23 protein-coding genes, 1 pseudogene and 1 other annotated feature are annotated in these 23,866 nt (G+C 47.9%); of the genes and pseudogenes, 22 read left to right on the top strand and 2 right to left on the bottom strand.

The window, feature by feature from the left end; all coding sequences use genetic code 11:
- Positions 1-2: 2 nt before the first annotated feature.
- Entirely contained in the window at positions 3-1,628 is a 1,626-nt protein-coding gene (locus tag INF29_RS02965) for an MBL fold metallo-hydrolase RNA specificity domain-containing protein (RefSeq protein ID WP_193484494.1), read from the bottom strand.
- Between the two features lie 416 nt (positions 1,629-2,044).
- Here INF29_RS02965 and glgB point away from each other — a divergent pair, with 416 nt between their 5' ends.
- The 19 genes from glgB (at position 2,045) to INF29_RS02870 (ending at position 19,624) form a co-directional block, all read left to right on the top strand.
- Complete coding sequence (gene glgB, locus INF29_RS02960) at positions 2,045-4,306, top strand: 1,4-alpha-glucan branching protein GlgB (protein WP_193484492.1); 2,262 nt, start codon at positions 2,045-2,047, stop codon at positions 4,304-4,306.
- Positions 4,307-4,664: 358 nt separating this feature from the next.
- Positions 4,665-4,841 carry a 30S ribosomal protein S21 gene (gene rpsU / locus INF29_RS02955; protein ID WP_022255363.1) on the top strand — a complete coding sequence of 59 codons (177 nt, stop codon included), beginning with the start codon at positions 4,665-4,667 and terminating at the stop codon, positions 4,839-4,841.
- Between the two features lie 36 nt (positions 4,842-4,877).
- Positions 4,878-5,327, top strand: coding sequence for a GatB/YqeY domain-containing protein (locus tag INF29_RS02950; protein WP_072850518.1), 450 nt, complete (start codon positions 4,878-4,880; stop codon positions 5,325-5,327).
- Between the two features lie 354 nt (positions 5,328-5,681).
- On the top strand, positions 5,682-6,683 hold the full coding sequence (locus INF29_RS02945; protein WP_072850516.1) for an ABC transporter substrate-binding protein: 1,002 nt from the start codon (positions 5,682-5,684) through the stop codon (positions 6,681-6,683).
- A 110-nt stretch (positions 6,684-6,793) separates the two neighbouring features.
- Positions 6,794-7,690 carry an ABC transporter permease gene (locus INF29_RS02940; RefSeq protein ID WP_072850514.1) on the top strand — a complete coding sequence of 299 codons (897 nt, stop codon included), beginning with the start codon at positions 6,794-6,796 and terminating at the stop codon, positions 7,688-7,690.
- Positions 7,691-7,694: 4 nt separating this feature from the next.
- Complete coding sequence (locus tag INF29_RS02935) at positions 7,695-8,489, top strand: ABC transporter ATP-binding protein (protein ID WP_072850512.1); 795 nt, start codon at positions 7,695-7,697, stop codon at positions 8,487-8,489.
- Between the two features lie 316 nt (positions 8,490-8,805).
- A complete protein-coding gene (yqfC, locus tag INF29_RS02930) occupies positions 8,806-9,069 on the top strand; it encodes a sporulation protein YqfC (RefSeq protein WP_193484490.1) in 264 nt (87 codons plus the stop codon).
- Positions 9,070-9,081: 12 nt separating this feature from the next.
- A complete protein-coding gene (yqfD, locus tag INF29_RS02925) occupies positions 9,082-10,326 on the top strand; it encodes a sporulation protein YqfD (protein WP_330608254.1) in 1,245 nt (414 codons plus the stop codon).
- Positions 10,289-11,293 (top strand): PhoH family protein, encoded by a 1,005-nt coding sequence (locus tag INF29_RS02920; protein WP_191343635.1) that lies wholly within the window; start codon positions 10,289-10,291, stop codon positions 11,291-11,293. Before yqfD ends, INF29_RS02920 begins: the two co-directional genes overlap by 38 nt.
- Entirely contained in the window at positions 11,259-13,382 is a 2,124-nt protein-coding gene (locus INF29_RS02915) for an HD family phosphohydrolase (RefSeq protein WP_193484485.1), read from the top strand. Before INF29_RS02920 ends, INF29_RS02915 begins: the two co-directional genes overlap by 35 nt.
- Positions 13,366-13,833 (top strand): rRNA maturation RNase YbeY, encoded by a 468-nt coding sequence (gene ybeY / locus INF29_RS02910; RefSeq protein ID WP_072850502.1) that lies wholly within the window; start codon positions 13,366-13,368, stop codon positions 13,831-13,833. The genes INF29_RS02915 and ybeY overlap by 17 nt, the downstream gene beginning before the upstream one ends.
- A gap of 18 nt (positions 13,834-13,851) precedes the next feature.
- A complete protein-coding gene (locus tag INF29_RS02905; protein WP_193484483.1) occupies positions 13,852-14,244 on the top strand; it encodes a cytidine deaminase in 393 nt (130 codons plus the stop codon).
- A 26-nt stretch (positions 14,245-14,270) separates the two neighbouring features.
- The gene (locus INF29_RS02900) at positions 14,271-14,609 is read left to right on the top strand and encodes a DUF6054 family protein (RefSeq protein ID WP_193484481.1); all 339 of its coding nucleotides are present in this window, start codon (positions 14,271-14,273) and stop codon (positions 14,607-14,609) included.
- A 6-nt stretch (positions 14,610-14,615) separates the two neighbouring features.
- Positions 14,616-15,185, top strand: coding sequence for a uracil-DNA glycosylase (locus INF29_RS02895; RefSeq protein WP_193484479.1), 570 nt, complete (start codon positions 14,616-14,618; stop codon positions 15,183-15,185).
- Between the two features lie 3 nt (positions 15,186-15,188).
- Positions 15,189-15,656: a hypothetical protein gene (locus INF29_RS02890; RefSeq protein WP_072850494.1), complete on the top strand. Its 468-nt coding sequence runs from the start codon at positions 15,189-15,191 to the stop codon at positions 15,654-15,656.
- Positions 15,657-15,666: 10 nt separating this feature from the next.
- Positions 15,667-16,572, top strand: coding sequence for a GTPase Era (gene era / locus INF29_RS02885; RefSeq protein ID WP_191343597.1), 906 nt, complete (start codon positions 15,667-15,669; stop codon positions 16,570-16,572).
- Between the two features lie 85 nt (positions 16,573-16,657).
- Positions 16,658-16,807 carry a hypothetical protein gene (locus tag INF29_RS02880; protein WP_153801576.1) on the top strand — a complete coding sequence of 50 codons (150 nt, stop codon included), beginning with the start codon at positions 16,658-16,660 and terminating at the stop codon, positions 16,805-16,807.
- A 330-nt stretch (positions 16,808-17,137) separates the two neighbouring features.
- Entirely contained in the window at positions 17,138-17,908 is a 771-nt protein-coding gene (recO, locus tag INF29_RS02875) for a DNA repair protein RecO (protein WP_193484477.1), read from the top strand.
- Between the two features lie 60 nt (positions 17,909-17,968).
- Positions 17,969-18,157: a binding site (T-box leader), on the top strand.
- Between the two features lie 78 nt (positions 18,158-18,235).
- On the top strand, positions 18,236-19,624 hold the full coding sequence (locus INF29_RS02870) for a glycine--tRNA ligase (protein WP_193484475.1): 1,389 nt from the start codon (positions 18,236-18,238) through the stop codon (positions 19,622-19,624).
- A gap of 98 nt (positions 19,625-19,722) precedes the next feature.
- Here INF29_RS02870 and INF29_RS02865 read toward each other — a convergent pair whose 3' ends face one another.
- A complete protein-coding gene (locus INF29_RS02865) occupies positions 19,723-20,370 on the bottom strand; it encodes a DUF1129 domain-containing protein (protein ID WP_193484473.1) in 648 nt (215 codons plus the stop codon).
- 369 nt (positions 20,371-20,739) lie between these two features.
- Here INF29_RS02865 and INF29_RS02860 point away from each other — a divergent pair, with 369 nt between their 5' ends.
- From INF29_RS02860 to INF29_RS02850, 3 genes and pseudogenes are all read left to right on the top strand, one after another.
- Positions 20,740-20,910, top strand: coding sequence for a hypothetical protein (locus INF29_RS02860; RefSeq protein ID WP_193484471.1), 171 nt, complete (start codon positions 20,740-20,742; stop codon positions 20,908-20,910).
- 23 nt (positions 20,911-20,933) lie between these two features.
- Positions 20,934-23,564, top strand: coding sequence for a pyruvate, phosphate dikinase (gene ppdK / locus INF29_RS02855; protein ID WP_072850481.1), 2,631 nt, complete (start codon positions 20,934-20,936; stop codon positions 23,562-23,564).
- A gap of 225 nt (positions 23,565-23,789) precedes the next feature.
- A pseudogene (locus INF29_RS02850) lies at positions 23,790-23,866 on the top strand (IS200/IS605 family transposase); the annotation flags it as partial.

The raw sequence follows: 23,866 nt of genomic DNA, 5'->3' as shown, positions 1-23,866 counted from the left end.
AGTCAACTTTCCAATTTGTCGCAAAGGGCATTGATCTGCTTGAGGAGTTTTTCCATATCCCGGTTGGCGCCGCCTTTGTTCTGGCTGATGATGCGCAGGAGGCGTTTGCCGGCTTCGTCCAGCTGATCGGAAAGGTACATGGCGCGTTTGCCGCCTTCCGTTGCCGCACGGGCATGGGGATAGAGTTTCGGCACAACGGGAATCTTCACACCAGCGGAAATCATGGAGCCGTCGGAGAGGTCGAAGCAGGCACCGCTGTAAGGGGCTACGGCATGGAAGCCATAGTCTTCTTTCAGGCAATTTTTGAAGGATTCGCAGACCAGATCTTCCCCGTGTACTACAAAGACGGTCTGGGGCTTCTGGTCAAAGTGGTGAATCCAGTTCAGCAGACCTTTTTTGTCCGCGTGACCGCTGACACCGGCAAGCTGATGGATTTTGGCATTGACTTCGATGGTTTCACCGAACAGCCGCACTTCCTTAGTGCCTTCCACAATGTTGCGCCCCAGTGTACCGATGGCCTGATAGCCTACAAAGAGAATGGTACATTCTGGACGCCAGAGATTATGTTTCAGATGATGGCGGATACGTCCCGCTTCGCACATGCCGGAAGCGGAAATGATCACTTTGGGTGTCCGGTCAAAGTTGATGGCGGTGGAATCCTCCGGTGTGATGGCAAGGTTCAGACCCGGGAACTGCAGGGGGTTGATGCCCTTTTTCACCAGTTCCATGGCGGCGGTATCGAAGCAGTCCAGACGATTTTCCATGAATACCCTTGTGGCTTCAATGGCAAGGGGGCTGTCGATGTAAACGGGGAAGTTATCGTGTCCCGTTACCAGATTCCGTTCCTTGATTTCCCGGATGAAGTAGAGCATTTCCTGTGTACGTCCTACGGCAAAGGAAGGAATGACCAGATTGCCGCCAGCATCCAGCGTTTCCTGGATTTCTTCCGCCAATGCCTGCACATAGTCAGGCGGGACGGTGTGGAGCCGATCACCATAAGTGCTTTCCATGATGACGTAGTCCGCTTCCGCTGTGTAGCGGGGGTCGTGGATGATGGGCTGGTTGATGTTGCCGATGTCACCGGAAAATACCAGTTTTTTGGTCACATCCCCCTCTGTCAGCCAGATTTCCATGCTGGAGGAGCCTAAGAGGTGCCCAACGTCTGTAAAACGCAGGCGGATGCCGTCGCAGACTTCCACCATTTCCATATAGTCACAGGGAACAAAGTGTTCCATAACGGCTGTGGCTTCTGCTGTGGTGTAAAGAGGTTCAAAGGGCGGTGCGCCGGCACGTTTTGCCTTTCGGTTCCGCCACTGGGCTTCAAATTCCTGAATGTGGGCACTGTCTAACAGCATGATGCGGCACAGGTCCGTGGTGGCATCGGTGGCGTAGATTTTCCCCTGAAAGCCGTTTTTGTACAGCAGGGGCAAAAGCCCGGAATGGTCAATATGGGCGTGGGACAAAAACACATAGTCGATGGCGGAAGCGGCAACGGGAATTTCCTGATTTTCGTAAGTATCCCGTCCCTGTTCCATGCCGCAGTCCAACAGGATGCTTTTGCCGCAGGCTTCGATATAATGGCAGCTGCCGGTGACTTCATGGTCAGCGCCTAAAAACATCAGTTTCATAAAGCAATCCCCCCTCGGTGATTTACAAACACTTTATAGAATGAATGTCTGTGAAAGACATTTGTTTTTCTAATTACAGTATATCTGTTTTTATGGTGTTTTACAATCTGTTTTCCCATGAAAAAGACAGGTCAAAAGCAGTTTCCCATTCAGAAACCGTGTTTTTCTTTTTCATGATTTCTGGATGGGAACTGCGACGGCTGTCTTCAGAAGAAACATGCCTTGTAAAAATAGGATAGGCAAAGCTTTTTTATGAGAAGGATTTCGGTTTTTGATGAAGATGCCCTGAAAGAATTGTCGTTTTTTATGTGCAAAGATTTATGAAATTGGATAGAATTCAGAACAAAAATGGTATATAATATAATCTGAATACATCTCGCCAGCAAAAGTTGAGAGATACAAAAGGGGATGAGAGGATGATTACCATTAAACACTTGAATGAACTTTTCCAAATCATTAACGGGGAGCATGCCGACCCCCATACCGTGCTGGGAATGCACGAAGTGGAGGAAGACGGAAAAAAATGCGTGGTTGTACGTGCGTTTATCCCCGGCGCCCAGACCATTACCGTTGTGGATGCCAACACCAGAAGACTGAAATATCCCATGGAACGCATTCATGAGGACGGATTTTTTGAAGTCATTATTCCTGACAGAGAAGAATGGTTCCGTTACCGGCTGGAATGCACCGATTATCAGGGCAACAGCTGGCACACATATGACCCTTATGCCTTCAGCCCGACCATTTCTGAATATGACCGGTATCTGTTTGGTGAAGGCAATCACTACGAAATTTATGAAAAATTAGGCGCGCACCTGATTACATTTGAAGGGGCAAAAGGCGTTTCCTTTGCCGTTTGGGCACCCAATGCAAAAAGCGTCAGCGTCATTGGGAACTTCAACGGCTGGGACACCCGCAGACATCCCATGCGTCTGTTGGGACAGTCCGGTATCTGGGAATTGTTCATTCCCGGTCTGGCTGCCATGGACCAGTATAAATTCCATGTGGTACAGTCCACTGGCAAACAGGTGGACAAGTGCGACCCCTACGCTTTCTACGCACAGCTCCGTCCAGAAACGGCTTCTGTGATTTACCCCATCGGGCGGTACAAATGGAAAGACAGAAAATGGATGACTGCCAGAAAGAAAGCCAATGTCTACACAGCGCCTATGAATATTTATGAAGTTCATCTGGGTTCCTGGATGCGTGTGCCCGAAGAAGGGGACCGCTTCCTGACCTATACAGAAATGGCGGAAAAACTGGTGCCTTATGTGAAAGAAATGGGCTTTAGCCACATTGAACTGCTGCCTGTGGAAGAACATCCTTTTGACGGCAGCTGGGGCTATCAGGTGACAGGATATTACGCACCTACCAGCCGTTACGGCACACCTGCCATGTTCAAAGAATTTATCGACACCTGCCATCAGAACGGCATTGGCGTCATTCTGGACTGGGTGCCTGCTCATTTCCCCAAAGACGAATTCGGTCTGGGGCGGTTCGACGGCACAGCATTGTATGAACATCAGGACCCCAGACGGGGAGAACATCTCCAGTGGGGTACCTATATTTTCAACTACGGCAGAAAAGAAGTCAGTAACTTCCTCATTGCCAACGCCCTGTTCTGGCTGGATGAATACCACATCGACGGTCTGCGTGTAGACGCGGTGGCTTCCATGCTGTATCTGGATTTCTGCAAGAACGACGGCGAATGGGCTGCCAACGAATATGGCGGCAGAGAAAATCTGGAAGCTGTGGAATTCATCAAGCACATGAACTCTATCGTGTCCAAACGTCTGCCCGGTACCATGATGATTGCGGAAGAATCCACATCCTGGAAAGGCGTTACAAAGAGCGCCGACGACAACGGTCTGGGCTTCACCATGAAGTGGAACATGGGCTGGATGAATGACTTCCTGTTCTATATCAAAAAAGACCCTATCTACCGGAAGTATCACCACAACAATCTGACTTTCGGTATGGCATACAATTACTCTGAAAACTTCGTACTGGTACTGTCCCATGATGAAGTGGTACACGAAAAGAGCGCTATGATTGGCAAGATGCCCGGCGACCTGTGGCAGAAATACGCAAACCTGCGTCTGTCCTATGGTTTCATGTACGGTCATCCCGGCAAAAAGCTGCTGTTCATGGGCGGGGAATTTGCACAGTTCAACGAATGGAGCGAATCACGTTCTCTGGACTGGCATCTGCTTCAGTACAAAGACCATCAACAGATGCAGCTGTACATGAAAGACCTGAACCACTTCTATCTGTCTGAAAGTCCGTTCTGGCAGCAGGACTATGACCCCCATGGCTTCACATGGATTGAATGCGACGACGCGGAATCCTCTGTGGTTTCCTTCATCCGCCGCAGTCAGGACAAGGAACTGTATTTCATCTGCAACTTCACACCGGAAACGTATGAAGATTTCCGTATTGGTGTGCCTTTTGCAGGAACATACAAAGAAGTGTTCAACAGTGACGCGGAAAAATACGGCGGCAGCGGCGTGGTCAACAAAAAAGCCGCAGTCAGCGAAAAAATGCCTTGGAATCACTACCAGAACAGCATCCGCGTGAAAGTACCTCCTCTGGGTATGGTGGTGCTGGAGCGGAAAGTACCGGAAGAAGCAAAGGCAGAAAAAAAGACCCCTAAGAAAACAGAAAAGAAAAAAGCGTGAAAACATGCTTTAAGCTGATTTCTTGAAGTAAGAGAATATGGCAGCCGGAATCCAAGGGGTTCCGGCTGTACTTGTTTTCTGGGGGAGCAGCCTCCGTTTTTCTCTCCGACAGGCAAGATGCAGGCGAAAGCCCGTGGTTTTTCCGTTTTTTTGTCTGGCGGGAAACAGACAGAAGGGGGAAAGATGGTCTGCTTTTTGGTCGGGAAAGCCAAAATTTGCGGAAAAATCAAATTTTCTCGCCCCAATCCGTTTATTTTTATTGACGAGAGCCGTTTTTTTGTGTATAATTCCTAAATGTACGGTAAAAAAGGTAAGCCTTTCCCGTACACGAATCTCGCATCTGGAGGGAGGGAAATTCATGTCAGAGGTAAAAGTTAAAGAAAATGAATCCTTAGACAGCGCACTGCGTCGTTTTAAAAGAACATGTGCTAGAGACGGCATCATGGGCGAAGTACGCAAAAGAGAGCATTATGACAAACCCAGCGTAAAACGCAAAAAGAAATCCGAAGCTGCCAGAAAACGTAAATTCAAATAATTTTACTTTATTTTGTTGCGCAAAGGAATGATGGTTATGTCATTAAAAGAACAGCTTTTTGCGGACCTGAAGACTGCCATGAAAGAGAAAGACACGGTTCGGAAAGATACCGTACAGCTCATTCGTTCTGGTATTCTGCAGATTGAAAAAGATAAGAAGATCGAACTGGATGAGGACGGTGTTCTGGACGTTATTGCCAAACAGCTGAAAAGCCGCCGTGACTCTCTGCCTGAATATGAAAAAAGCGGCAGACAGGATCTGATCGACAAACTGAACAGAGAAATCGAAATTTTATTGGGTTACCTTCCAGAGCAGTTAAGTGAAGAAGAAATTCAGAAGATTGTAGAGGAAGCCGTTGCCGAAAGCGGCGCAGCATCCGTAAAAGAAATGGGGAAAGTAATGGCCATTGTTACCCCTAAGGTAAAAGGTCGTGCGGACAACAAAGTCGTAGGCAATCTTGTGAGAAAAATGCTCCAAGGCAAATAAAATCAGAGTTCAGAGCGAACCACTTATGTGGTTCGCTTTTTTCTGTTCGGCAGAGGGTGGAAAACATTATTTTTTATAAAAATGAATTGACCGGAACCCTTGGTGTTTCAGGGTTTTTGGCTATTTTTGGGCACTTGTGGAGCAGTCCTTGAGAGGGACTGCTTTTTTTGTTGGGAAAAAACGCATAAATATCATGCACGATGTATTTGCATTAGAAAAAAAGAAAAATCCTTGACTTTTTGTTTTTGAGGTCTATAATGTACTTTAACAAAGCACAGCATAACCGTGTGTGCGTGCGAAAGTAAACCGTAAGTGTGTTACAAAAGCAAAAAATAGATAAGGGAGTGTATGACTATGAAAAGAAAGATGCGAGTGATTGCGGCGGCAGCCATGGCGGCTGTCATGATAGCCATGACAGGCTGTGGAAGCAGCGGAGAAGCAGAAGAAACAACAGCAGAAACCACTGGCGACGGTACTTATACCGTAGGGATCATCCAGCAGCTGGAACATGCGGCACTGGACGAAGCCACCAAAGGTTTTCAGGATACCCTCACAGAAAAGCTGGGGGACAAAGTGACATTTGACTATCAGAACGCCCAGAACGAACAGGCAAACTGCGCTACCATCGCAACCAAATTCGTTTCCAATAACGTGGATCTGATTATGGCCAATGCCACAACCGCTTTGCAGGCATCTGCGGCGGCAACAGGCGATATCCCCATCGTGGGTACATCCGTTACTGACTATATGACAGCAGGTGTTATCGAATCCAATGAGGCACCGGGCTATAACGTAACCGGCGCATCTGACCTGGCGCCTGTTGACCAGCAGATTGCACTGCTGCAAAAAGTAGTACCTGACGCACAGAAAGTGGCCATTGTATATTGCAGTGCGGAACCCAACTCCCAGTTCCAGTCTCAGCTGGCACAGGCAGAATTGGACAAAGCCGGCATCGCGTGGGAAGAATTTACAGCGGCTGACTCCAACGAAGTACAGGCAGTGATCACAAACGCCATCACAGACTGTGATGCAGTATATATCCCTACAGATAACACCATGGCAAACAACATGGAGATCATCAAAAACGTGACCGTACCTGCGAAAATTCCCGTAATCACTGGAGAAGAAAATATGTGTGCAGCTGGCGGCCTGGCAACACTGAGCATCAGCTACTACGAACTGGGCTGCAAAGCCGGTGAAATGGCTTACGAAATCCTGGTAAATGGTGCAGATCCTGCGACCATGCCCATCGAATATGTTTCCGAAAACATCACACCGAAGTACAATGCGGAAATCGCGGCAGAACTTGGCATCACTATGCCGGAAGACATGGTTGCCATCGGTGCTGAAGAATAAAAAATGAACATTGACATGACGTAATCATTTTAGAAGGAACAGCGGGACCAACCGTCCCGTTGTTTTTTCTTCCAAAGGAAAGAGGAAAGAAAAAAGAGGAGGGATCACCCATGGAAATCATGGATCTGATACGAGCACTGCCCGGCTCTGTAGCCCAAGGGCTCATTTGGGGAATTATGGCAATTGGGGTATACATCACTTATAAAGTTCTGGACTATGCGGATCTGACGGTAGACGGCAGCATCGGCACCGGCGGCGCTGTGGCTGTTGTCATGATGCTGGCAGGGGTCAATCCTTATGTGGCGCTGGTATGTGCCACAGCGGCAGGGGCACTGGCTGGTCTGGTGACAGGGCTGTTCCATACCCTGTTTGGGATTCCGCCTATCCTGTCCGGGATTTTGACACAATTGGGATTGTATTCCGTGAATATGCGTATTATGGGGGCGTCCAACAAAGCCATCAACGTCAATCAGTATGACCTGATTTTGAGCCTTCGGGATATTCCTCATGCCATTTTGGTATCTGTGATTTTTGTAGCGGTCACCATCGCCGTTTTATACTGGTTCTTCGGCACAGAAGTGGGCCGTGCCGTTCGTGCTACCGGCAATAACGCCAATATGTCCCGTGCCCAGGGCATTAACACAAACCGTATGAAAGTATTTGGTCTGGTGCTCTCCAATGCGCTGGTAGGACTTTCCGGCGCGCTGTACGCCCAGTATCAGGGCAATGCTGACGTTAACATGGGCAGAGGTGCCATCGTTATCGGTTTGGCGGCAGTTATCATCGGTGCAGTGCTGTTCGGCAAGATTTTCAATAATTTCGCCCTGCGTATGCTCAGCGTTGTATTCGGCGCGATTTTATACTTCGTGGTTATTGCCGTTGTCCTTTGGCTGGGGCTGGAAACCACAGACTTGAAATTGATCAGTGCGCTCATCGTTGCGCTTTTCCTTGCAGTGCCTTATCTCCAGGGAAGATGCCGTATTCGCCGCGCAGGAAAGGGGGCTTGAGATTATGTTGGAATTGAGAAACGTATCGAAAACATTCAATGCAAATACCATCAATGAAAAAAGAGCCCTCAGCGGCTTGAATCTGAAGCTGGAAGAAGGGGATTTTGTCACCGTCATCGGCGGCAATGGCGCCGGAAAATCTACCATGATGAATGCCATCTGCGGCGCATGGCCTTTAGACGAAGGTCAGGTGCTTATCGACGGAAAAGATGTCACCAGACTGCCGGACTACAAACGGGCGGCTTATCTGGGACGTGTGTTCCAAGACCCTATGATGGGTACGGCGGCAGATATGGAAATCGAGGAAAATCTGGCAATTGCTTACCGTCGCGGCAAAACACGGCACTTATGCTGGGGTATCCGAGCCAAAGAACGGGAAGAATACAAGGAACTTTTGAAAACACTGGATTTGGGGCTGGAAAACCGCCTGCGTTCCAAGGTGGGGCTTCTTTCCGGCGGTCAGCGGCAGGCATTGACACTGCTCATGGCTACCCTGAAAAAGCCCAAAGTACTGCTGCTGGATGAACATACGGCAGCCCTCGACCCCAAAACGGCGGCAAAGGTATTGGAAATTTCCGACCGCATCATTGCGGAAAATAACCTGACTGCCCTTATGGTTACCCATAACATGAAAGACGCCATTGCTCACGGCAATCGTCTGATTATGATGAACAACGGACAGATTATTCTGGATATCCGCGGGGAAGAAAAGAAGAAACTCACAGTGGACGACCTGCTGCGGCAGTTCTCTGTTGCCAGCGGCAGTGAATTTTCCAGCGACCGGGCGCTGTTGTCCTGATAAAAAATCCATAGAAACATACAGCCGGAAGAAGTTTTGTTTTTGCCAAAGCAATTTCCCCTTAAGAAAACATTGATTTTCCTTTTTCTTGATTTCTTAAGGGGAATTGCGACGGCTGTCTTCAGAAGAAAACATAACAAATAAAATCTTAATAAAATAAGAAAGCCAAAATCCTTTGTAATGATAAGGATTTTGGCTTTCTTTGTTTTCTTATGAAGATGCCCCGAAAGGGCTTCCGGCTTTTTTTGCGGGTATGGGACGGGGGCAGCTGGCATACCTATAAAAGAGGGCATTTGACAGAAAGGAGGTTCTGGTCATGGGATTTGGCAAAGGCATGGCGGAAAAGCTGGATTTACCCAAGGAAGTGGTGCTGGATCTGCCGCTGGTGTCCATGGTGGGGCAGGAGGAAGTGACCGTGGAAAACCATAAGGGGCTCTTGGAATACAGCGCCGAAACCATACACATTGCCACGGGCGCAGGCAGGCTGCTGCTGACGGGAGAAGGGCTGGAACTGAAGCAGATGTCGGCAGCCTGTATCGTGGTGAAAGGGCGGATTTTCCGCCTGGAATTTTTGCGGTAGGAAGGAAGGCAGGTGCGGAATTTGTTGCCCGTATTGTGGTATTATTTGCGTGGATATGTTATGATAAGAATAACCGGTTTTTCCATGGAACGGTTCATGAATCTGGCTGCATACCGCCGGATTTTATTCTGGGATGCCAAGGGTGTCGGCGGCGGTATGGAGATGAAAACTTCTCTGGCGGGACTGAAAGAACTGGAAGAATGTGCCCAAAAGACAGGGTGCCATTTGGAGATTTTGGCATTGGGTGGTTTGCCGGAAAAGATGCGGCATGCAAAGACCCATCCCATATTCGCAGTGGGCATCTTATTTTTTGCGGCGGCACTCTATGTGCTTTCTTCTTTCGTCTGGGTGGTTCATGTGGAAGGCAATGAACGGCTGACAACAGAGGAGATTTTGACTGCCTGCGAGGCATACGGCTTGAAGCCGGGAAAATGGAAAAAACAGGTGGACGCAGACGCGGTGACCAAGGCGCTGCTGGCGGATATTTCGGACTTATCTTGGGTGAGTGTGTCCATCAAGGGGGCAGAAGCTACGGTAAAAGTAGCGGAAACCATTGTGACTCCTACGCCCATGGAAGAAGAAACGCCCTGTGACATCATTGCCGAAAAAGACGGCGTGGTGGAGAAAATCACGGCAGCCAAAGGAACGCCCCTTGTGCAGGCGGGAGATGTGGTACAGGCTGGGGATGTGCTCATTTCCGCGGAGGTGCAGGTGGGGCTGGAAGGGGAGCCCATGGAAACAGAATATGTGGCAGCCAGCGGAAGCGTGCAGGCAACCACATGGGCAGAGGTGACGGAAGAACAAATGCTGACGGAAACGGAAAAGATTTTCGGCGGCAAGGATAAGGAGAATCATGTGCTGCTTTTTGGGGATTTGGAACTGGATTTCATCAAGCCACACATGGAAAGCGACTTCGAGAAAGAAGTTTTGGAAGAAAAAAACATGGGTCTGGGAGACTGGACACTGCCTTTTTCTCTGCGGACAGAGGTTTACCGCCCCTATGAAACGGCGGAAAAGACTTATACTGTAGAGGAAGCCAAAGCCCTTTTGGAAGCAAAATGCAAGGAAAAAGCGGCGGAAGGGCTGGCAGAAGGCGAGTCCGTGGAGCAGACGGAAATCAGATATGAAACATATACAGACAGAGTCCGGGCAGTGTGCAAAGTGACTTTGTCCGAAGAAATTGGAAAAAAACAAGTGAGAAAGGAATTTGATGTCGAAGATGAGTCAAATAGAGAGAACCATTCAGTTGGAGAATGACATTATCCTGCCTGTATTCGGGCAGTTTGACAGCAATATCAGAAAAATCGAAAAAAGCTGCGGTGTGCAGATCGTCAACCGCGGCGATGATGTGAAAGTGGTTGGGGAAGAAAGAGGCGTACACAAGGCTTGGAATGTGCTCAACTCCATGGCTGCCCTTGCCCGCAGAGGGGAAGAAATCACAGAACAGAATCTGGAATACTTCATTTCTTCCGCCGAAGAAGCCGATTTGCAGGAACTGGAAAAGGTTTATGACAACCTGATCTGCATTACTGCCAACGGCAGACCCTTAAAACCCAAGACCATGGGGCAGAAAAAATATATCGACCTGATGAAGAACAATACGGTGGTATTTGGCATTGGTCCTGCTGGTACCGGGAAAACTTATCTGGCAATGGCAATGGCTATCACCGCATTCAAAAACAATGAAGTCAACCGCATCATTTTGACCCGTCCTGCCATTGAAGCAGGGGAAAAACTGGGCTTTTTGCCGGGGGATTTGCAGCAGAAGGTAGACCCTTATCTGCGCCCCCTCTATGATGCGCTCTATGAAATCATGGGGGTAGAAAATTTCACAAAAAATATGGAAAAAGGGCTTATCGAAGTGGCGCCTCTGGCGTATATGCGCGGACGTACACTGGATAACGCCTATATTGTACTGGATGAAGCCCAGAACACCACACCGGAACAGATGAAAATGTTCCTGACCCGTATCGGGTATGGTTCCAAGGCGGTCATTACGGGGGACTTGACACAGATCGACTTGGCAGAGGGCAAACGCTCCGGCTTGTTGGAAGCTACCAAAATTTTGAGCGGCATCGAGGGCATCGGCATGATTACCCTTACCAACAAGGACGTTGTGCGTCATCCCTTAGTACAGAAAATCATTCTGGCATATGAAAAGTTTGAATCCAGAAAGCGGAGTGATGCAGATGGAAAGAAAGATAGCAGATGGGGCAGAGCGTAAGGAGCTGCACCGGATTGTATTGTTTGTGCTGGCTTTTGTGGTGACCATCGTCTGCATTGGGACAGGCTCTATCCAGCAGCGGGAAACGGTGCAGGTAGGCTCTGTGGCAACCAAGCGGTATGTGGCACCGGAAGACACGGTGGATGAAGCGGCAACGGAGAAACTCCGGGAAGCGGCGGCAAACAGTGTGGGACCAATTTATAAAACGGATACCACTGTCATGGATAAAAACGTGACCATGGTGGAAGGGGTCTTTCAGGAGCTGGATACAGTTCTGGCAGGACTGCCGGAGGGGGAAAGTTTTTATAACGCTGTCCAGGAGATTTCGCTGGAACTGCCTGTGGTGCTGTCCAACAGACAGCTCATGGCTTATGAAAATCTCACGGCAGAACAGCGGAAGGCATTTGCCAATGACTGTGTATCGGTACTGAAGGAGATTTATGATAAAGGGGTCACAGCAGACGGTTTGACGGAAGCCAAAGCGTCCGGGCTGACTTACTTGCAGGAACTGGCATGGAGCAGTGACTTGAAAACCATGGCAGGGGTCATCCTGTCGGCAGCTGTGGAACCTAACCTCATTGTGGATGAGGCGGCTGTGGAAGCAGCCAAAGAGGAAAAACGGGCGGAAGTGGATGAAGTTCTCATCCGCAAAAACCAGAAAATCGTAGACGAAGGGGAAATCATCACCCAGGAGATTTACGACAAGCTGGTGGCGCTGAATCTGGTCAGTGAAACGGGGCTGGAAGGCAGTTTGATGCCTATGCTGGGCAGTCTGGTCATTACAGGTATGCTCTTTGCGGCGCTGTATCTGTTTTTCCGGTGGGGCAAGGGGAATATTCTCCTCAAGCCCAATGAAATACGCATGTTATTCACCATCTACATGATGATGGTGCTGCTCATACGGATACTGGCAAACCTGACAATATTCACCATTGTTCCCGTAGGGCTCTTTGCTATGCTGGTGAGCCTGCTGGTGGGCAGACGGATGGCGTTGTGGCTCAATGCTTTGTTCTGCATCATCGGATGCTTTATCTTCAATGGGGATGTGCAGTTTTTGATGTACGCCCTCATCAGCGGTACTTTTGCTGCCCTCATCATTCAGAAAACGGACAAGCGTTCCCATCTGATTCCGGCGGCGTTGGGCATGGCGGCAGTGGATTTTGTGACTACCATTTCTCTGGGATTTTTCTTCGGGGAAGGGTATTCTACGGAACTGCTGTTCCAAGGCGGCATTGGCGCCGTAACGGGACTGCTGTCTATGATTGTGGCTGTGGGCAGTCTGCCTTTCTGGGAAAATATGTTTGAGGCAAACACACCACTGCGACTGATGGAACTGACCAATCCCAACAACGAATTGCTGCGGAAGCTGATGATTGAGGCGCCGGGGACATATCACCATAGTTTGATTGTGGCAAATCTGGCAGAAACAGCCGTTTATGACATTGGCGGCAATACGGCGCTGGCAAGAGCCGGGGCTTATTATCACGATGTGGGAAAACTGCGGTATCCACAGTTTTTTGCGGAAAATCAGTCGGGACATAACCCCCATGACGAACTGCCGCCGGAAAAAAGTGCGAAAATCATCACGGGACACACCAAAGGCGGCTTGGAACTGGCAGAACGGTATAAACTGCCGCCGGTGGTGCGGGATATGATCGTGGAGCACCACGGCAATTCTCTGGTGAAATTTTTCTATTTCAAAGCTTTGAAGCTTTATGGCGCGGAGAATGTGAACGAAGCGGATTACCGCTATCAGGGACGCATCCCTTCCAGCCGGGAGTCGGCAGTGGTGATGCTGGCGGATACGGTGGAAGCGGCGGTGCGCTCCATGCTGGGTCATGGGAAAACCATGGAAGAAGCAGAAGCGGCTGTGAAAAACTTGATGAAAGACAAACTGGACGATGGACAGCTGAACAACAGCGGTTTGACCCTGAATGAACTGGAAACCATCCGACTGGCTTTTCTGAAGGTGTTCCACGGCATGTATCATGAACGGGTTTCCTATCCAGAACAGAAGGAAATCCAAGAGGCTGCCAAGAAAAAGGCAGACACAGAACAGGAGGAAACAAACAGTGACAGTACTGATTGATATACGGACAGAGGGCTTCCCGGAAGAGATGGAAGCCGTTATGGAAAAAATTGCTCTGGACAGCCTGAAATACGAAGGCTTCCAGGAAGAATGCGAAATCAGCATTTCCATCGTGGATAACGAGGAAATCCATCAGATTAACAAACAATTTCGCGGCATCGACCGCCCTACAGATGTGCTGAGCTTTCCCCAGCTGACCTTTGAAGAAGGGGAAATCATGGACAGAAACGAGAAGGGCGAAGTGGTTCTGGGGGATATCATCATTTCTCTGGAACGGGCAAGAGAACAGGCGGAGGAATACGGTCATTCCCTGAAACGGGAAATTGCCTTCCTCACCGCTCACAGCATGCTCCATCTTTTGGGCTATGACCATATGGAGCCGGAAGAAGAAAAAGAAATGTTCGCCAAACAGAAAGAGATTCTGGAACTGGCGGGAATTCCCCGCGCATAAGGGAAAGGAAGTGTTTCCATGACAAATCAGGAATTGATCGCAAAGGCAAAAGAAGTCATGACAAGGGCTTATGCCCCTTACTCTCATTTTCAGGTGGGGGCGGCACTGCTGGCAAAGGACGGCAGAGTTTTTACAGGATGTAACGTGGAAAACGCCACGTATGGGGCGACCATTTGCGCAGAGCGGACAGCGGTGACAAAAGCTGTTTCTGAAGGCGTGCGAGAATTTGAGAAAATCGCCATTGTGGCAAGCAGCGGCGATTACGCGGCTCCCTGCGGCATTTGCAGACAGGTACTTTTTGAGTTTATGCCGGAAGGAAAAGTGGTCCTTTGGAGCGAATTAGAAGGGGAGAAGGAATTTGCCCTGACGGAACTGCTGCCTTTTGGTTTCCGTGGGGAGGATATCAAGTAAAAGCCTGAGGAAAAGGGGGATTTCTCATGGAAGTGAAAGATTTGAAAGTATCCATTGCGCCACAGGAGGTGCTGGAACTGGTGTGGCAGCAGGTAAGCAATGCCATTTCCGCAGAATTTCTGGATAAATATATTCAGGAAACAGAACAGGGGACTGTAGCCATGGGATTATTTGAAAAATATTATGTGCGTTCCAGCAATCGGGCGACATTGACTGTTCTTGCCACAGATTTTGGCGGGGTGACCCATGTGCATCTGGCGGCAGGCGGCGGCGGACAAGGTGCCATTTTCCGTTTTGACTGGGGCGCAGGAGAAGATTTTGTGGAACTGGCGGAAAACGCTTTGCGTCAGTATATGTTGGAGTGATGGTTTATGGAAAAAAGCTGGGAAATTTTAGAGGGTGCCTGCTATAACTGCAAAAAGTGCCGCTTGAGCGAAATGCGGACGAACGTGGTCATTGGCAAGGGCAACCGCAACGCGGATATTATGTTCATCGGGGAGGGGCCTGGTCAGCAGGAAGATTTGACGGGGATTCCCTTTGTGGGTTCCGCGGGACAGCTGCTGGATAAAATGCTGGCGGCGGTGAATCTTTCTCTGGAGGACGTGTATGTGGCAAATATCGTCAAATGCAGACCACCCGGAAACAGAGATCCCCATGATGACGAAAAAGAAGCGTGTTTGAATTATCTCAGATACCAGCTTGCCATGATTCACCCGAAAATCATTGTTTGTCTGGGCAGAATTGCGGCGACAACCATCATTTCGCCTGATTTTAAAATCACAAGACAGCGGGGGCAGTGGATCGAGCGGAAAGGCTATCACATCATTGCCACTTACCACCCTTCCGCATTATTACGGGACGAAACGAAAAAACGACCGGCTTGGGAAGATATGCAGGCCATTCGGAAAAAATATGATGAATTGAAAGAACAAGGAGTGTAAACAATGGAAGCAAAAGGCATTGAAGCATTGAAAGCAAGATTTGCAGGCATCGAAGTACAGGCAAATCCCAAAACCATGGATGAAATCGTGGAATACATCGAAACAAAATGGCAGGGTCAGCGGGTGAAAATCAAGGAAAGTGAATACATCATCCACTACAAAAATGCCCTGGAATTTATGAAACGTCTGGGCAAACCCATTGAAGGCGTACAGGAAGAAATCCGCCGGTATATGCTGCCCAACCGCATCGGCATTGTGCTGGGCATGAAATCCGAATATATCACCGTTGAGGACGGTATGAAATATTATCAGGCTCTGACCGTACTGAAAGGTCTGACACAGGAAGACATCGACACCAAAAACGACAGATGGCTCCAGTATATGATGATGCTGGAAATGCAGGCAGAATGGGACGCCAGAGAAGCGGCGGCAAAGGCTGCGGAAGAAGCGGAAAAAGCAGAACAGGCGTAAGGAGGCAGCTATGGGAAAATTTTATTCTGGATTTGTATCTCTCATCGGCAGACCAAACGTAGGGAAATCGACACTGATGAACTGCCTGATTGGAGAAAAGATTGCCATTACGTCCAACAAACCTCAGACCACAAGAAATAAAATCACAAGTATTTTGACAAAAGACGATTTCCAGTGTGTATTTTTGGACACACCCGGTATTCATAAACCCAAACACAAACTGGGTGAATTTATGGTGCGCTCCGCTGAGAACACATTCAAGGAAGTGGACTTGGTACTGTTTTTGGTGGAACCCACAGACAAGGTGCTGGAAGCAGACCAGTATGTGCTGGAAAAACTGGGTAACGTGAAAACACCTGTGGTGCTGGTCATCAACAAAATCGACACCGTGCCCGATAAGGAAAAACTGCTGGCTATTATCGACGCTTATCGGAAACTGTACCCCTTCAAAGAAGTGGTGCCTATTTCCGCGGCAACAGGCAGCAACACAGAAACACTGCTTTCTGTCATTCGGAAATTCCTGCCGGAAGGTCCTCAGTATTTCCCTGCGGAAATGGTGACAGACCAGCCGGAACGACAGATTGCGTCTGAAATCATTCGTGAAAAAGCGCTGTATCTGCTGCAGGATGAAATCCCTCATGGTATCGCCGTGGAAATCATGTCCATGAAGAAACGTCCTGACCAGAACATGGTAGACGTACAGGCACTGATTTACTGCGAAAAAGATTCCCATAAGGGTATCATTATCGGCAAACACGGCAGTATGCTGAAAAAAATCGGCACCTATGCCCGTCAGGATATGGAACGTCTGTTAGGTTCTCCTATTTTCCTGCAGATTTGGGTAAAGGTGAAAAAAGACTGGCGGGACAGCGATTTCCTGCTGAAAAACTTCGGTTACGACAAGAAAAATATTTAAAAAATTCGCTGGAAGAACTGGCAGGAATTGTGCCGTATGGTTTTGGTTCTCTTTCATATTCTAAAAACGGAAAGGGACGATGGATATGGACAAAAAACAGACGGCATTATGGCAGCGGTTCACACAGACAGGGCAGGTCAGCGATTATCTGCGGTATCACGAAAGCACCAGACGGGAGCAGGAAAATGGACGCAGACGTATTACAGACAGCTCAAAATATAAAGAATTTTATTGACATAACGGAGGAAGCCCATGGCTTTCTCCGTTCAAACTGTAGAAAAACGAAGGGATATATTTTTTCAAGAACGCGGAAGGGATTGGGAAACAAAGGGTCAACACATTTGCTCCGCAAATGCCAGCCATTTATGGCTGTCCGCATCTCTTGCGGTGTGGGTTTCCCAACTGGAATCCGCAGTCGGAATTCACTTCCGACGAGGAAAACAGCACGTTTCAAGGCATTTTTATGCCGATGGAACGTACTGTTTATACATACAGGAATCTCGTCAAAATCCTGATTTTGACGACAGGGTGTCGACTTTTTCGACACCCTGAGTGGAGGAAGCCCATGGCTTTCTCCGTTGGTTTTATGGATAAGGGAGTTAGAGCCATGAGCGTAGGGAAAATCAGAGGCATCGTCATAGGGGAAGCCCAGCGGGGCGAAAGCAGCAAGCAGATCACCGTTCTTGCCAAAGGGGTAGGGAAGGTGCGTCTGTCTGCCAGAGGGGCAAAAAATGCCAAAAGTCATCTGCTGGCAGGGACACAGCTTTTTGCCTACTGCGATTTTACCATTTACGAAGGGCGGGGCTTCTGGTCGGTGACGCAGATTGATTTGATTGAGAGTTTTTACGGTCTGCGAAATGACGTGGCTGTTCTTTCGCAGGCGGTGTATCTGGCGGAACTGGTGGAGAAAACATGCCCCGAAGGCATGGAACAGGATGAAATCGTGCAGCTCCTTCTCTTTACCTTGCAGGGTATGGCAAAGGGACATCTGGAGCCAAAACTGGCAGGGCGTATCTTTGAAATCAAGTATTTGCAGCTATCCGGTCTGCTGGCATCGGCAGACTGCATGGTGTGCGAGGAAACGCCGGCGCAGCTATATTTCGACGGGGAAGGATTTACCTGCCAGAACCACAAAAGACCGGGAGCAAGTCTACTTTTGCCGGCAGTGGGAGCGGCTCTTTCTCATGTGCTGGAAAACGAGGGAAAACAGATTTTCGGGTTCCGTCTTTCTCCCGAAGCCTTGGAACAATTGGACAAGGTCATGCGGCAGTATTTACAGATGCACGTGGGATTGGACTTGAAAAGCAGACGTTTTGCGGCGGACATTTGTTTTTGAAAAAAATCAAAATTCCCCTTGACATTCTTCTGGAAACGTGTTAGATTGATACCAAATTACATAGCTGTGACGAACAAGAGGAGTATTTGCGGCGGACTTTCAGAGAGCCGGCGGTTGGTGCAAGACCGGCAGGACAAAGCGAAGAATGGCACTTGGGAGCAGCAATTTTTCACAAGAGTGGGTTTGCATAAACCAATGCAAATCAATGAGGGTGGAACCGCGGAAGACACGATGCCTTTCGTCCCTTGCTTTACGGCGAGGGATGAAAAGGCTTTTTTTATTCCTCGAAAAAAGTTTCTAATGGAATTTTTGAAGGAGGTTTTTCAAATGGTAGAAAAGACAATGGAAAAAATCGTAGCGTTGGCAAAAAACAGAGGTTTTGTATACCCCGGCTCTGAAATTTACGGTGGTCTGGCAAACACATGGGATTACGGTCCCATCGGTGTGGAACTGAAAAACAACGTAAAGAAAGCTTGGTGGAAGAAATTCATTCAGGAAAGCCCTTACAACGTAGGTGTTGACTGCGCGATCCTCATGAACCCTCAGACATGGGTAGCTTCCGGTCACGTTGGCGGCTTCAGTGATCCTTTGATGGACTGTAAGGAATGTAAAGAAAGATTCCGTGCAGACAAACTCATCGAGGACCACATGAAAACACACAACATGCCTGAAGAAGTTGTTGACGGCTGGAGCAACGAACAGATGAAAGCTTTCGTTGACGAACACCAGGTAGCATGTCCTTCCTGCGGCGCTCACAACTTTACAGATATTCGTCAGTTCAACCTGATGTTCAAAACATTCCAGGGTGTTACAGAAGATGCGAAAAACGTGGTTTACCTGCGTCCCGAAACAGCCCAGGGTATTTTCGTAAACTTCAAAAACGTACAGAGAACAAGCAGAAAGAAACTGCCTTTCGGTATCGGTCAGATTGGTAAATCCTTCCGTAACGAAATCACACCCGGTAACTTCACATTCAGAACAAGAGAATTCGAACAGATGGAACTGGAATTCTTCTGTGAACCCGGCAAAGATATGGATTGGTTCCGCTACTGGAGAAACTTCTGCAGACAGTGGCTGCTGGATCTGAACATGTCCGAAGAAAGCATCAGACTCCGTGACCACTCTCCTGAAGAACTGTCTCACTACAGCAAAGGCACAACAGACATTGAATTCCTGTTCCCCTTCGGCTGGGGCGAACTGTGGGGCATTGCAGACAGAACAGACTACGACCTGAAATGCCACCAGGAAACAAGCGGTCAGGATATGACATACTACGATCAGGAAAAGAACGAAAAATATATCCCTTACTGCATCGAACCTTCCCTGGGTGCAGACAGAATGACACTGGCATTCCTGTGCGAAGCTTACGACGAAGAAGAAGTGGGTGAAAACGATGTAAGAACTGTTCTGCATTTCCATCCCGCAATTGCTCCCGTAAAAGCAGCAGTACTGCCTCTGTCCAAGAAACTGGGTGACAAAGCCATCGAAGTTTATAACATGCTGTCCAAAGAATTCCACTGCGAATACGACGAAACCGGCTCCATCGGTAAACGTTACAGAAGACAGGATGAAATCGGTACACCTTTCTGCATCACATACGACTTTGAATCCGAAGAAGATCAGAGCGTAACCGTTCGTGACAGAGATACGATGGAACAGGTAAGAATGCCTATCGCAGACCTGATTCCTTACCTGAAAGAAAAAATGGAATTCTAATCTTCCATGAAAATCGGCAATATTTGAAAATCGGCAATGAAAAAGCACGAAATCTTTCTATATATAATAGAAGGTTTCGTGCTTTCTTTGTTTGTAAATCAGTCCAGAAAATGGTTCAGCAGTCCGTAGCACAGAAGCAGGACGGCACAAACGAGGAGGGGAATGAAGAATGGGATTTCCCAAGCGGGTTTTTTCAGGAAAAACAGTAGTATAAAACCCACAAACAGCCATAGAAAATGCATGTTTTTGATGAGAGCGCTTTGTTTTTCCGTAGAGGTGAAAGCGTTTTTGCAGATATTCTCCACGAGGGCGTAAGCAAAGGTAATGAGGATTACGAGAAAAATCAGTTTCCCCAACGTGAGTGTCAGAAAGGGTGTGTGTGACAGCAGCACACCAATTAGTTCCGGCAGGAACAGAACAGCCATTCCCACGCAGAGAACCAAGGACATATCACGGATGGTACAGAGCGTTTGCGTGCGGCGGTTATTCTGAGAAAGTTCCTGCAAAAGCCTATCGCAGTATTCCTGAAAGTCCATGCCGATGATTTCGGCAGGAGAAGCCCCTTTTTCCTGACCTGCCAGAAACATATCCGTAATGTCCCGACGCACTTGTTCCTGAAGGGAAAATGGCAGACGAGAGGCTCTTAGATAGACCACCATGTCGGTGAGGACAGATTGAAAATTGGGAGAAAGCAGGGTTTCCCGTTGGTTGTTTTCCTGAAGCAGTGCTTTTGTTTCTTTATGCATGAAGATTTCCTCCGATCAATATATATGGAAAGCAGGTAATACTAAGGGGGTGGAAAGCACCTCTTATGCCGTTATGGATATTGTAAAACCAAGGGGCTTCCGGGTCAATGGAAAGCCCCAGAAGCCAAGGAGATTGCTGACAAGAAACGGGGAAAAGAAAATGTGAAAAGAAAGGTTGATTTTTCTTTTGGTGGTTTTGGACAAAACGCATGGAAATTTTTGTGCATTTCATTGAAAAGCATACATTGTATACATAGCCCTGCGGCAAAATACGTCAAAAACAATTCAAAAAAATCAAAAAAATCGGCTTGCGTTCCATGGCGTTTTGGTATAATCTTAGTATAGGGAAAATTCTGCAAAAGAAAAAGCATGGCAAACTGCATCAACACTTGCCCTGAAGAAGAAATTACGTCTGTTTCTTATTGGGAAGAAAAAAAGGGAAGGCGAGGCGGCTTGCAAAGTTTTTTACAAGATGCGCCGGTTGATAGGACGGCGGATTTTGATTTTTGTATGTATCCCAAATCATCTTTATCATTATAAAGTGTTTACAGGAGGTAAAAAGTATGAGCAAAAAGTATGTTTACATGTTCAGCGAAGGTAATGCTTCCATGCGTAACCTGCTGGGCGGTAAAGGCGCAAACCTGGCAGAAATGACAATCCTGGGTCTGCCGATTCCCCAGGGTTTCACAATCACAACTGAAGCCTGCACAGAGTACAACGAAGGCGGCAAAAAGCTGACTGACGAAATGATCGAACAGATCGAAGTGGCTCTGGGCAAACTGGAAGAAATGGCTGGCAAAAAACTGGGCGATCCCGAAAATCCCCTGCTGGTTTCCGTTCGTTCCGGTGCAAGAGCATCCATGCCCGGTATGATGGACACAGTCCTGAACCTGGGTCTGAACGATGTTTCCGTAGAAGGTCTGGCAAGAAAAACTGGCAACCCCAGATTTGCTTATGACTCCTACAGAAGATTTATCATGATGTTCGCAGACGTTGTTATCGGCGTTTCCAAATCCAAATTCGAAAGAAAACTGGACGAATACAAAGAACAGGTTGGCGCAAAATACGACACAGACCTGTCCGCAGACGACCTGAAGAAAGTTGCTGAAATGTTCAAACAGATCTATCTGGAAGACCAGGGCAAAGAATTCCCTCAGGATCCTAAGGAACAGCTGTTTGAAGCTGCTATGGCTGTATTCCGCAGCTGGGATAACCCTCGTGCATTCGTTTACAGAAGAATGAACGACATCCCTTACAGCTGGGGTACTGCAGTTAACGTACAGATGATGGTATTCGGTAACATGGGTGATACATCCGGTACAGGTGTTGCTTTCACAAGAAACGCAGCAACTGGTGAAAAAGCGATGCTGGGTGAATACCTGGTTAACGCACAGGGTGAAGACGTTGTAGCCGGCGTTCGTACTCCTAAGCCCATCGCAAAACTGGCAGAAGATATGCCTGAAGTATATGCGCAGTTTATGGAAATCGCAAATAAACTGGAAAACCACTACAAAGACATGCAGGATATGGAATTCACAGTTGAAGAAGGCAAACTGTACTTCCTGCAGACAAGAAACGGTAAGAGAACAGCTAACGCTGCTCTGCGTATCGCTGTAGAAATGGTAGACGAAGGTCTGCTGACAAAAGAAGAAGCGCTGATGAAAGTAGATCCTAAACAGCTGGATCAGATCCTGCACCCTGCTTTTGACCAGAAAGCACTGAAAGCAGCGACTCCTATCGGCAAAGGTCTGCCTGCATCTCCCGGCGCTGCTGCTGGTAAAGTATGCTTCACAGCAGAAGACGCAAAAGCGCAGGCTGAAGCTGGCGACAGAGTAATTCTGGTTCGTCTGGAAACATCTCCTGAAGACATCGAAGGTATGGCAGCTGCACAGGGTATCCTGACAGTTCGTGGCGGTATGACATCTCACGCAGCCGTTGTTGCGCGTGGTATGGGTACATGCTGCGTATCCGGTTGTGAAGAAATCAAAATGAACGAAGAAGCAAAAACATTCACACTGGGCGGCAAAACATTCAAAGAAGGCGACTACATCTCCCTGGATGGTTCCACAGGTAACATCTATGGCGAAGATATCCCTACAGTTGACCCTGAAATCAGCGGCAACTTTGCAAAATTCATGGCTTGGGCTGACGAAAAGAGAGTGCTGAAAGTAAGAACAAACGCTGATACACCTCACGACGCTCAGACAGCGATCGACTTCGGCGCAGAAGGTATCGGTCTGACAAGAACAGAGCATATGTTCTTCGAAGGCGACAGAATCATGAAATTCAGAAAAATGATCCTGGCTGAAACAGTAGAAGAAAGAAAAGCAGCTCTGGCTGGTATCGAACCTTTCCAGAAAGAAGACTTCAAAGGCATCTACAAAGCAATGGGCGAAAGACCTGTTACAATCCGTCTTCTGGATCCCCCTCTGCATGAATTCATGCCTAACACAGATGAAGAATTCGAAGTTCTGGCAAAAGAAACAGGCAAAACTGTTGAAGAACTGAAAATCAAAGCAAAAGGTCTGCACGAACTGAACCCTATGATGGGTCACAGAGGCTGCCGTCTGGCTGTAAGCTATCCTGAAATCGCAGAAATGCAGACAAAAGCAATCATCGAAGCTGCTGTTGAAGTTTCTGTAGAAGAAGGTATCGAAATCGTACCCGAAATCATGATTCCTCTGGTTGGCGAAATCAAGGAACTGAAATACGTGAAAAACGTTGTTGTAGAAACAGCTGAAAAAGTAATGGAAGAAAAAGGCAAAAAACTGAAATATCTGGTAGGTACCATGATCGAAATCCCCAGAGCTGCTCTGACAGCTGACCAGATCGCTACAGAAGCTGAATTCTTCTCCTTCGGTACAAACGACCTGACACAGATGACATATGGTCTGTCCCGTGACGACGCTGGTAAGATTCTGGCTGACTACATCGACAAAAACATCTATGAATGCGACCCTACAGCTAGACTGGACAGAACAGGCGTTGGTCAGCTGATGCAGATTGCTGTAGAAAAAGCAAAACCCGTACGCCCTGACATCCACCTGGGTATCTGCGGCGAACATGGCGGCGATCCTTCTTCCGTAGAATTCTGCCACCAGATCGGTCTGGACTATGTATCCTGCTCTCCTTTCCGCGTACCTATCGCAAGACTGGCAGCAGCTCAGGCTCAGATCAACTTCCCCAGAAACTAATTTGGAATTTGTAAACAGATTCTGATATAAGGGATACAAAAAAGGATAAATCCGAAAGGATTTATCCTTTTTTTGTTATTACTTTAGTGCTGAAGGCTGCAAAGCAGCCTTTAACAACCGCCCGCTCTGCGGGTGAGATTAAAGCTTAAGCAAAAAGCATCGTCCTTGTTGTAAAATAAGGGTGTTCAAGCCTAAATATTTTACATAAGAAAGGACGATGCTTTTATGGCAAACAGTTTAGCACACACAAAATGGGTATGCAAGTATCATATCGTATTTACACCAAAGTATAGAAGAAAAAT

The organism is Anaerotignum lactatifermentans, assembly GCF_014982935.1.
In the GTDB taxonomy this organism is placed as follows: domain Bacteria; phylum Bacillota; class Clostridia; order Lachnospirales; family Anaerotignaceae; genus Anaerotignum; species Anaerotignum lactatifermentans.
The sequence above is the reverse complement of the archived record's forward strand: the minus strand, read 5'-3'. Positions and strand labels throughout refer to the sequence as shown.

Bases quoted from the DNA above. Each gene is read 5' to 3' on its own strand.
- INF29_RS02965 (WP_193484494.1), bottom strand. From the start codon at position 1,628: ATGAAACTGATGTTTTTAGGCGCTGACCATGAAGTCACCGGCAGCTGC.
- glgB (WP_193484492.1), top strand. From the start codon at position 2,045: ATGATTACCATTAAACACTTGAATGAACTTTTCCAAATCATTAACGGG.
- rpsU (WP_022255363.1), top strand. From the start codon at position 4,665: ATGTCAGAGGTAAAAGTTAAAGAAAATGAATCCTTAGACAGCGCACTG.
- INF29_RS02950 (WP_072850518.1), top strand. From the start codon at position 4,878: ATGTCATTAAAAGAACAGCTTTTTGCGGACCTGAAGACTGCCATGAAA.
- INF29_RS02945 (WP_072850516.1), top strand. From the start codon at position 5,682: ATGAAAAGAAAGATGCGAGTGATTGCGGCGGCAGCCATGGCGGCTGTC.
- INF29_RS02940 (WP_072850514.1), top strand. From the start codon at position 6,794: ATGGAAATCATGGATCTGATACGAGCACTGCCCGGCTCTGTAGCCCAA.
- INF29_RS02935 (WP_072850512.1), top strand. From the start codon at position 7,695: ATGTTGGAATTGAGAAACGTATCGAAAACATTCAATGCAAATACCATC.
- yqfC (WP_193484490.1), top strand. From the start codon at position 8,806: ATGGGATTTGGCAAAGGCATGGCGGAAAAGCTGGATTTACCCAAGGAA.
- INF29_RS02920 (WP_191343635.1), top strand. From the start codon at position 10,289: ATGAGTCAAATAGAGAGAACCATTCAGTTGGAGAATGACATTATCCTG.
- INF29_RS02915 (WP_193484485.1), top strand. From the start codon at position 11,259: ATGGAAAGAAAGATAGCAGATGGGGCAGAGCGTAAGGAGCTGCACCGG.
- INF29_RS02905 (WP_193484483.1), top strand. From the start codon at position 13,852: ATGACAAATCAGGAATTGATCGCAAAGGCAAAAGAAGTCATGACAAGG.
- INF29_RS02900 (WP_193484481.1), top strand. From the start codon at position 14,271: ATGGAAGTGAAAGATTTGAAAGTATCCATTGCGCCACAGGAGGTGCTG.
- INF29_RS02895 (WP_193484479.1), top strand. From the start codon at position 14,616: ATGGAAAAAAGCTGGGAAATTTTAGAGGGTGCCTGCTATAACTGCAAA.
- INF29_RS02890 (WP_072850494.1), top strand. From the start codon at position 15,189: ATGGAAGCAAAAGGCATTGAAGCATTGAAAGCAAGATTTGCAGGCATC.
- era (WP_191343597.1), top strand. From the start codon at position 15,667: ATGGGAAAATTTTATTCTGGATTTGTATCTCTCATCGGCAGACCAAAC.
- INF29_RS02880 (WP_153801576.1), top strand. From the start codon at position 16,658: ATGGACAAAAAACAGACGGCATTATGGCAGCGGTTCACACAGACAGGG.
- recO (WP_193484477.1), top strand. From the start codon at position 17,138: ATGGCTTTCTCCGTTGGTTTTATGGATAAGGGAGTTAGAGCCATGAGC.
- INF29_RS02870 (WP_193484475.1), top strand. From the start codon at position 18,236: ATGGTAGAAAAGACAATGGAAAAAATCGTAGCGTTGGCAAAAAACAGA.
- INF29_RS02865 (WP_193484473.1), bottom strand. From the start codon at position 20,370: ATGCATAAAGAAACAAAAGCACTGCTTCAGGAAAACAACCAACGGGAA.
- INF29_RS02860 (WP_193484471.1), top strand. From the start codon at position 20,740: ATGGCAAACTGCATCAACACTTGCCCTGAAGAAGAAATTACGTCTGTT.
- ppdK (WP_072850481.1), top strand. From the start codon at position 20,934: ATGAGCAAAAAGTATGTTTACATGTTCAGCGAAGGTAATGCTTCCATG.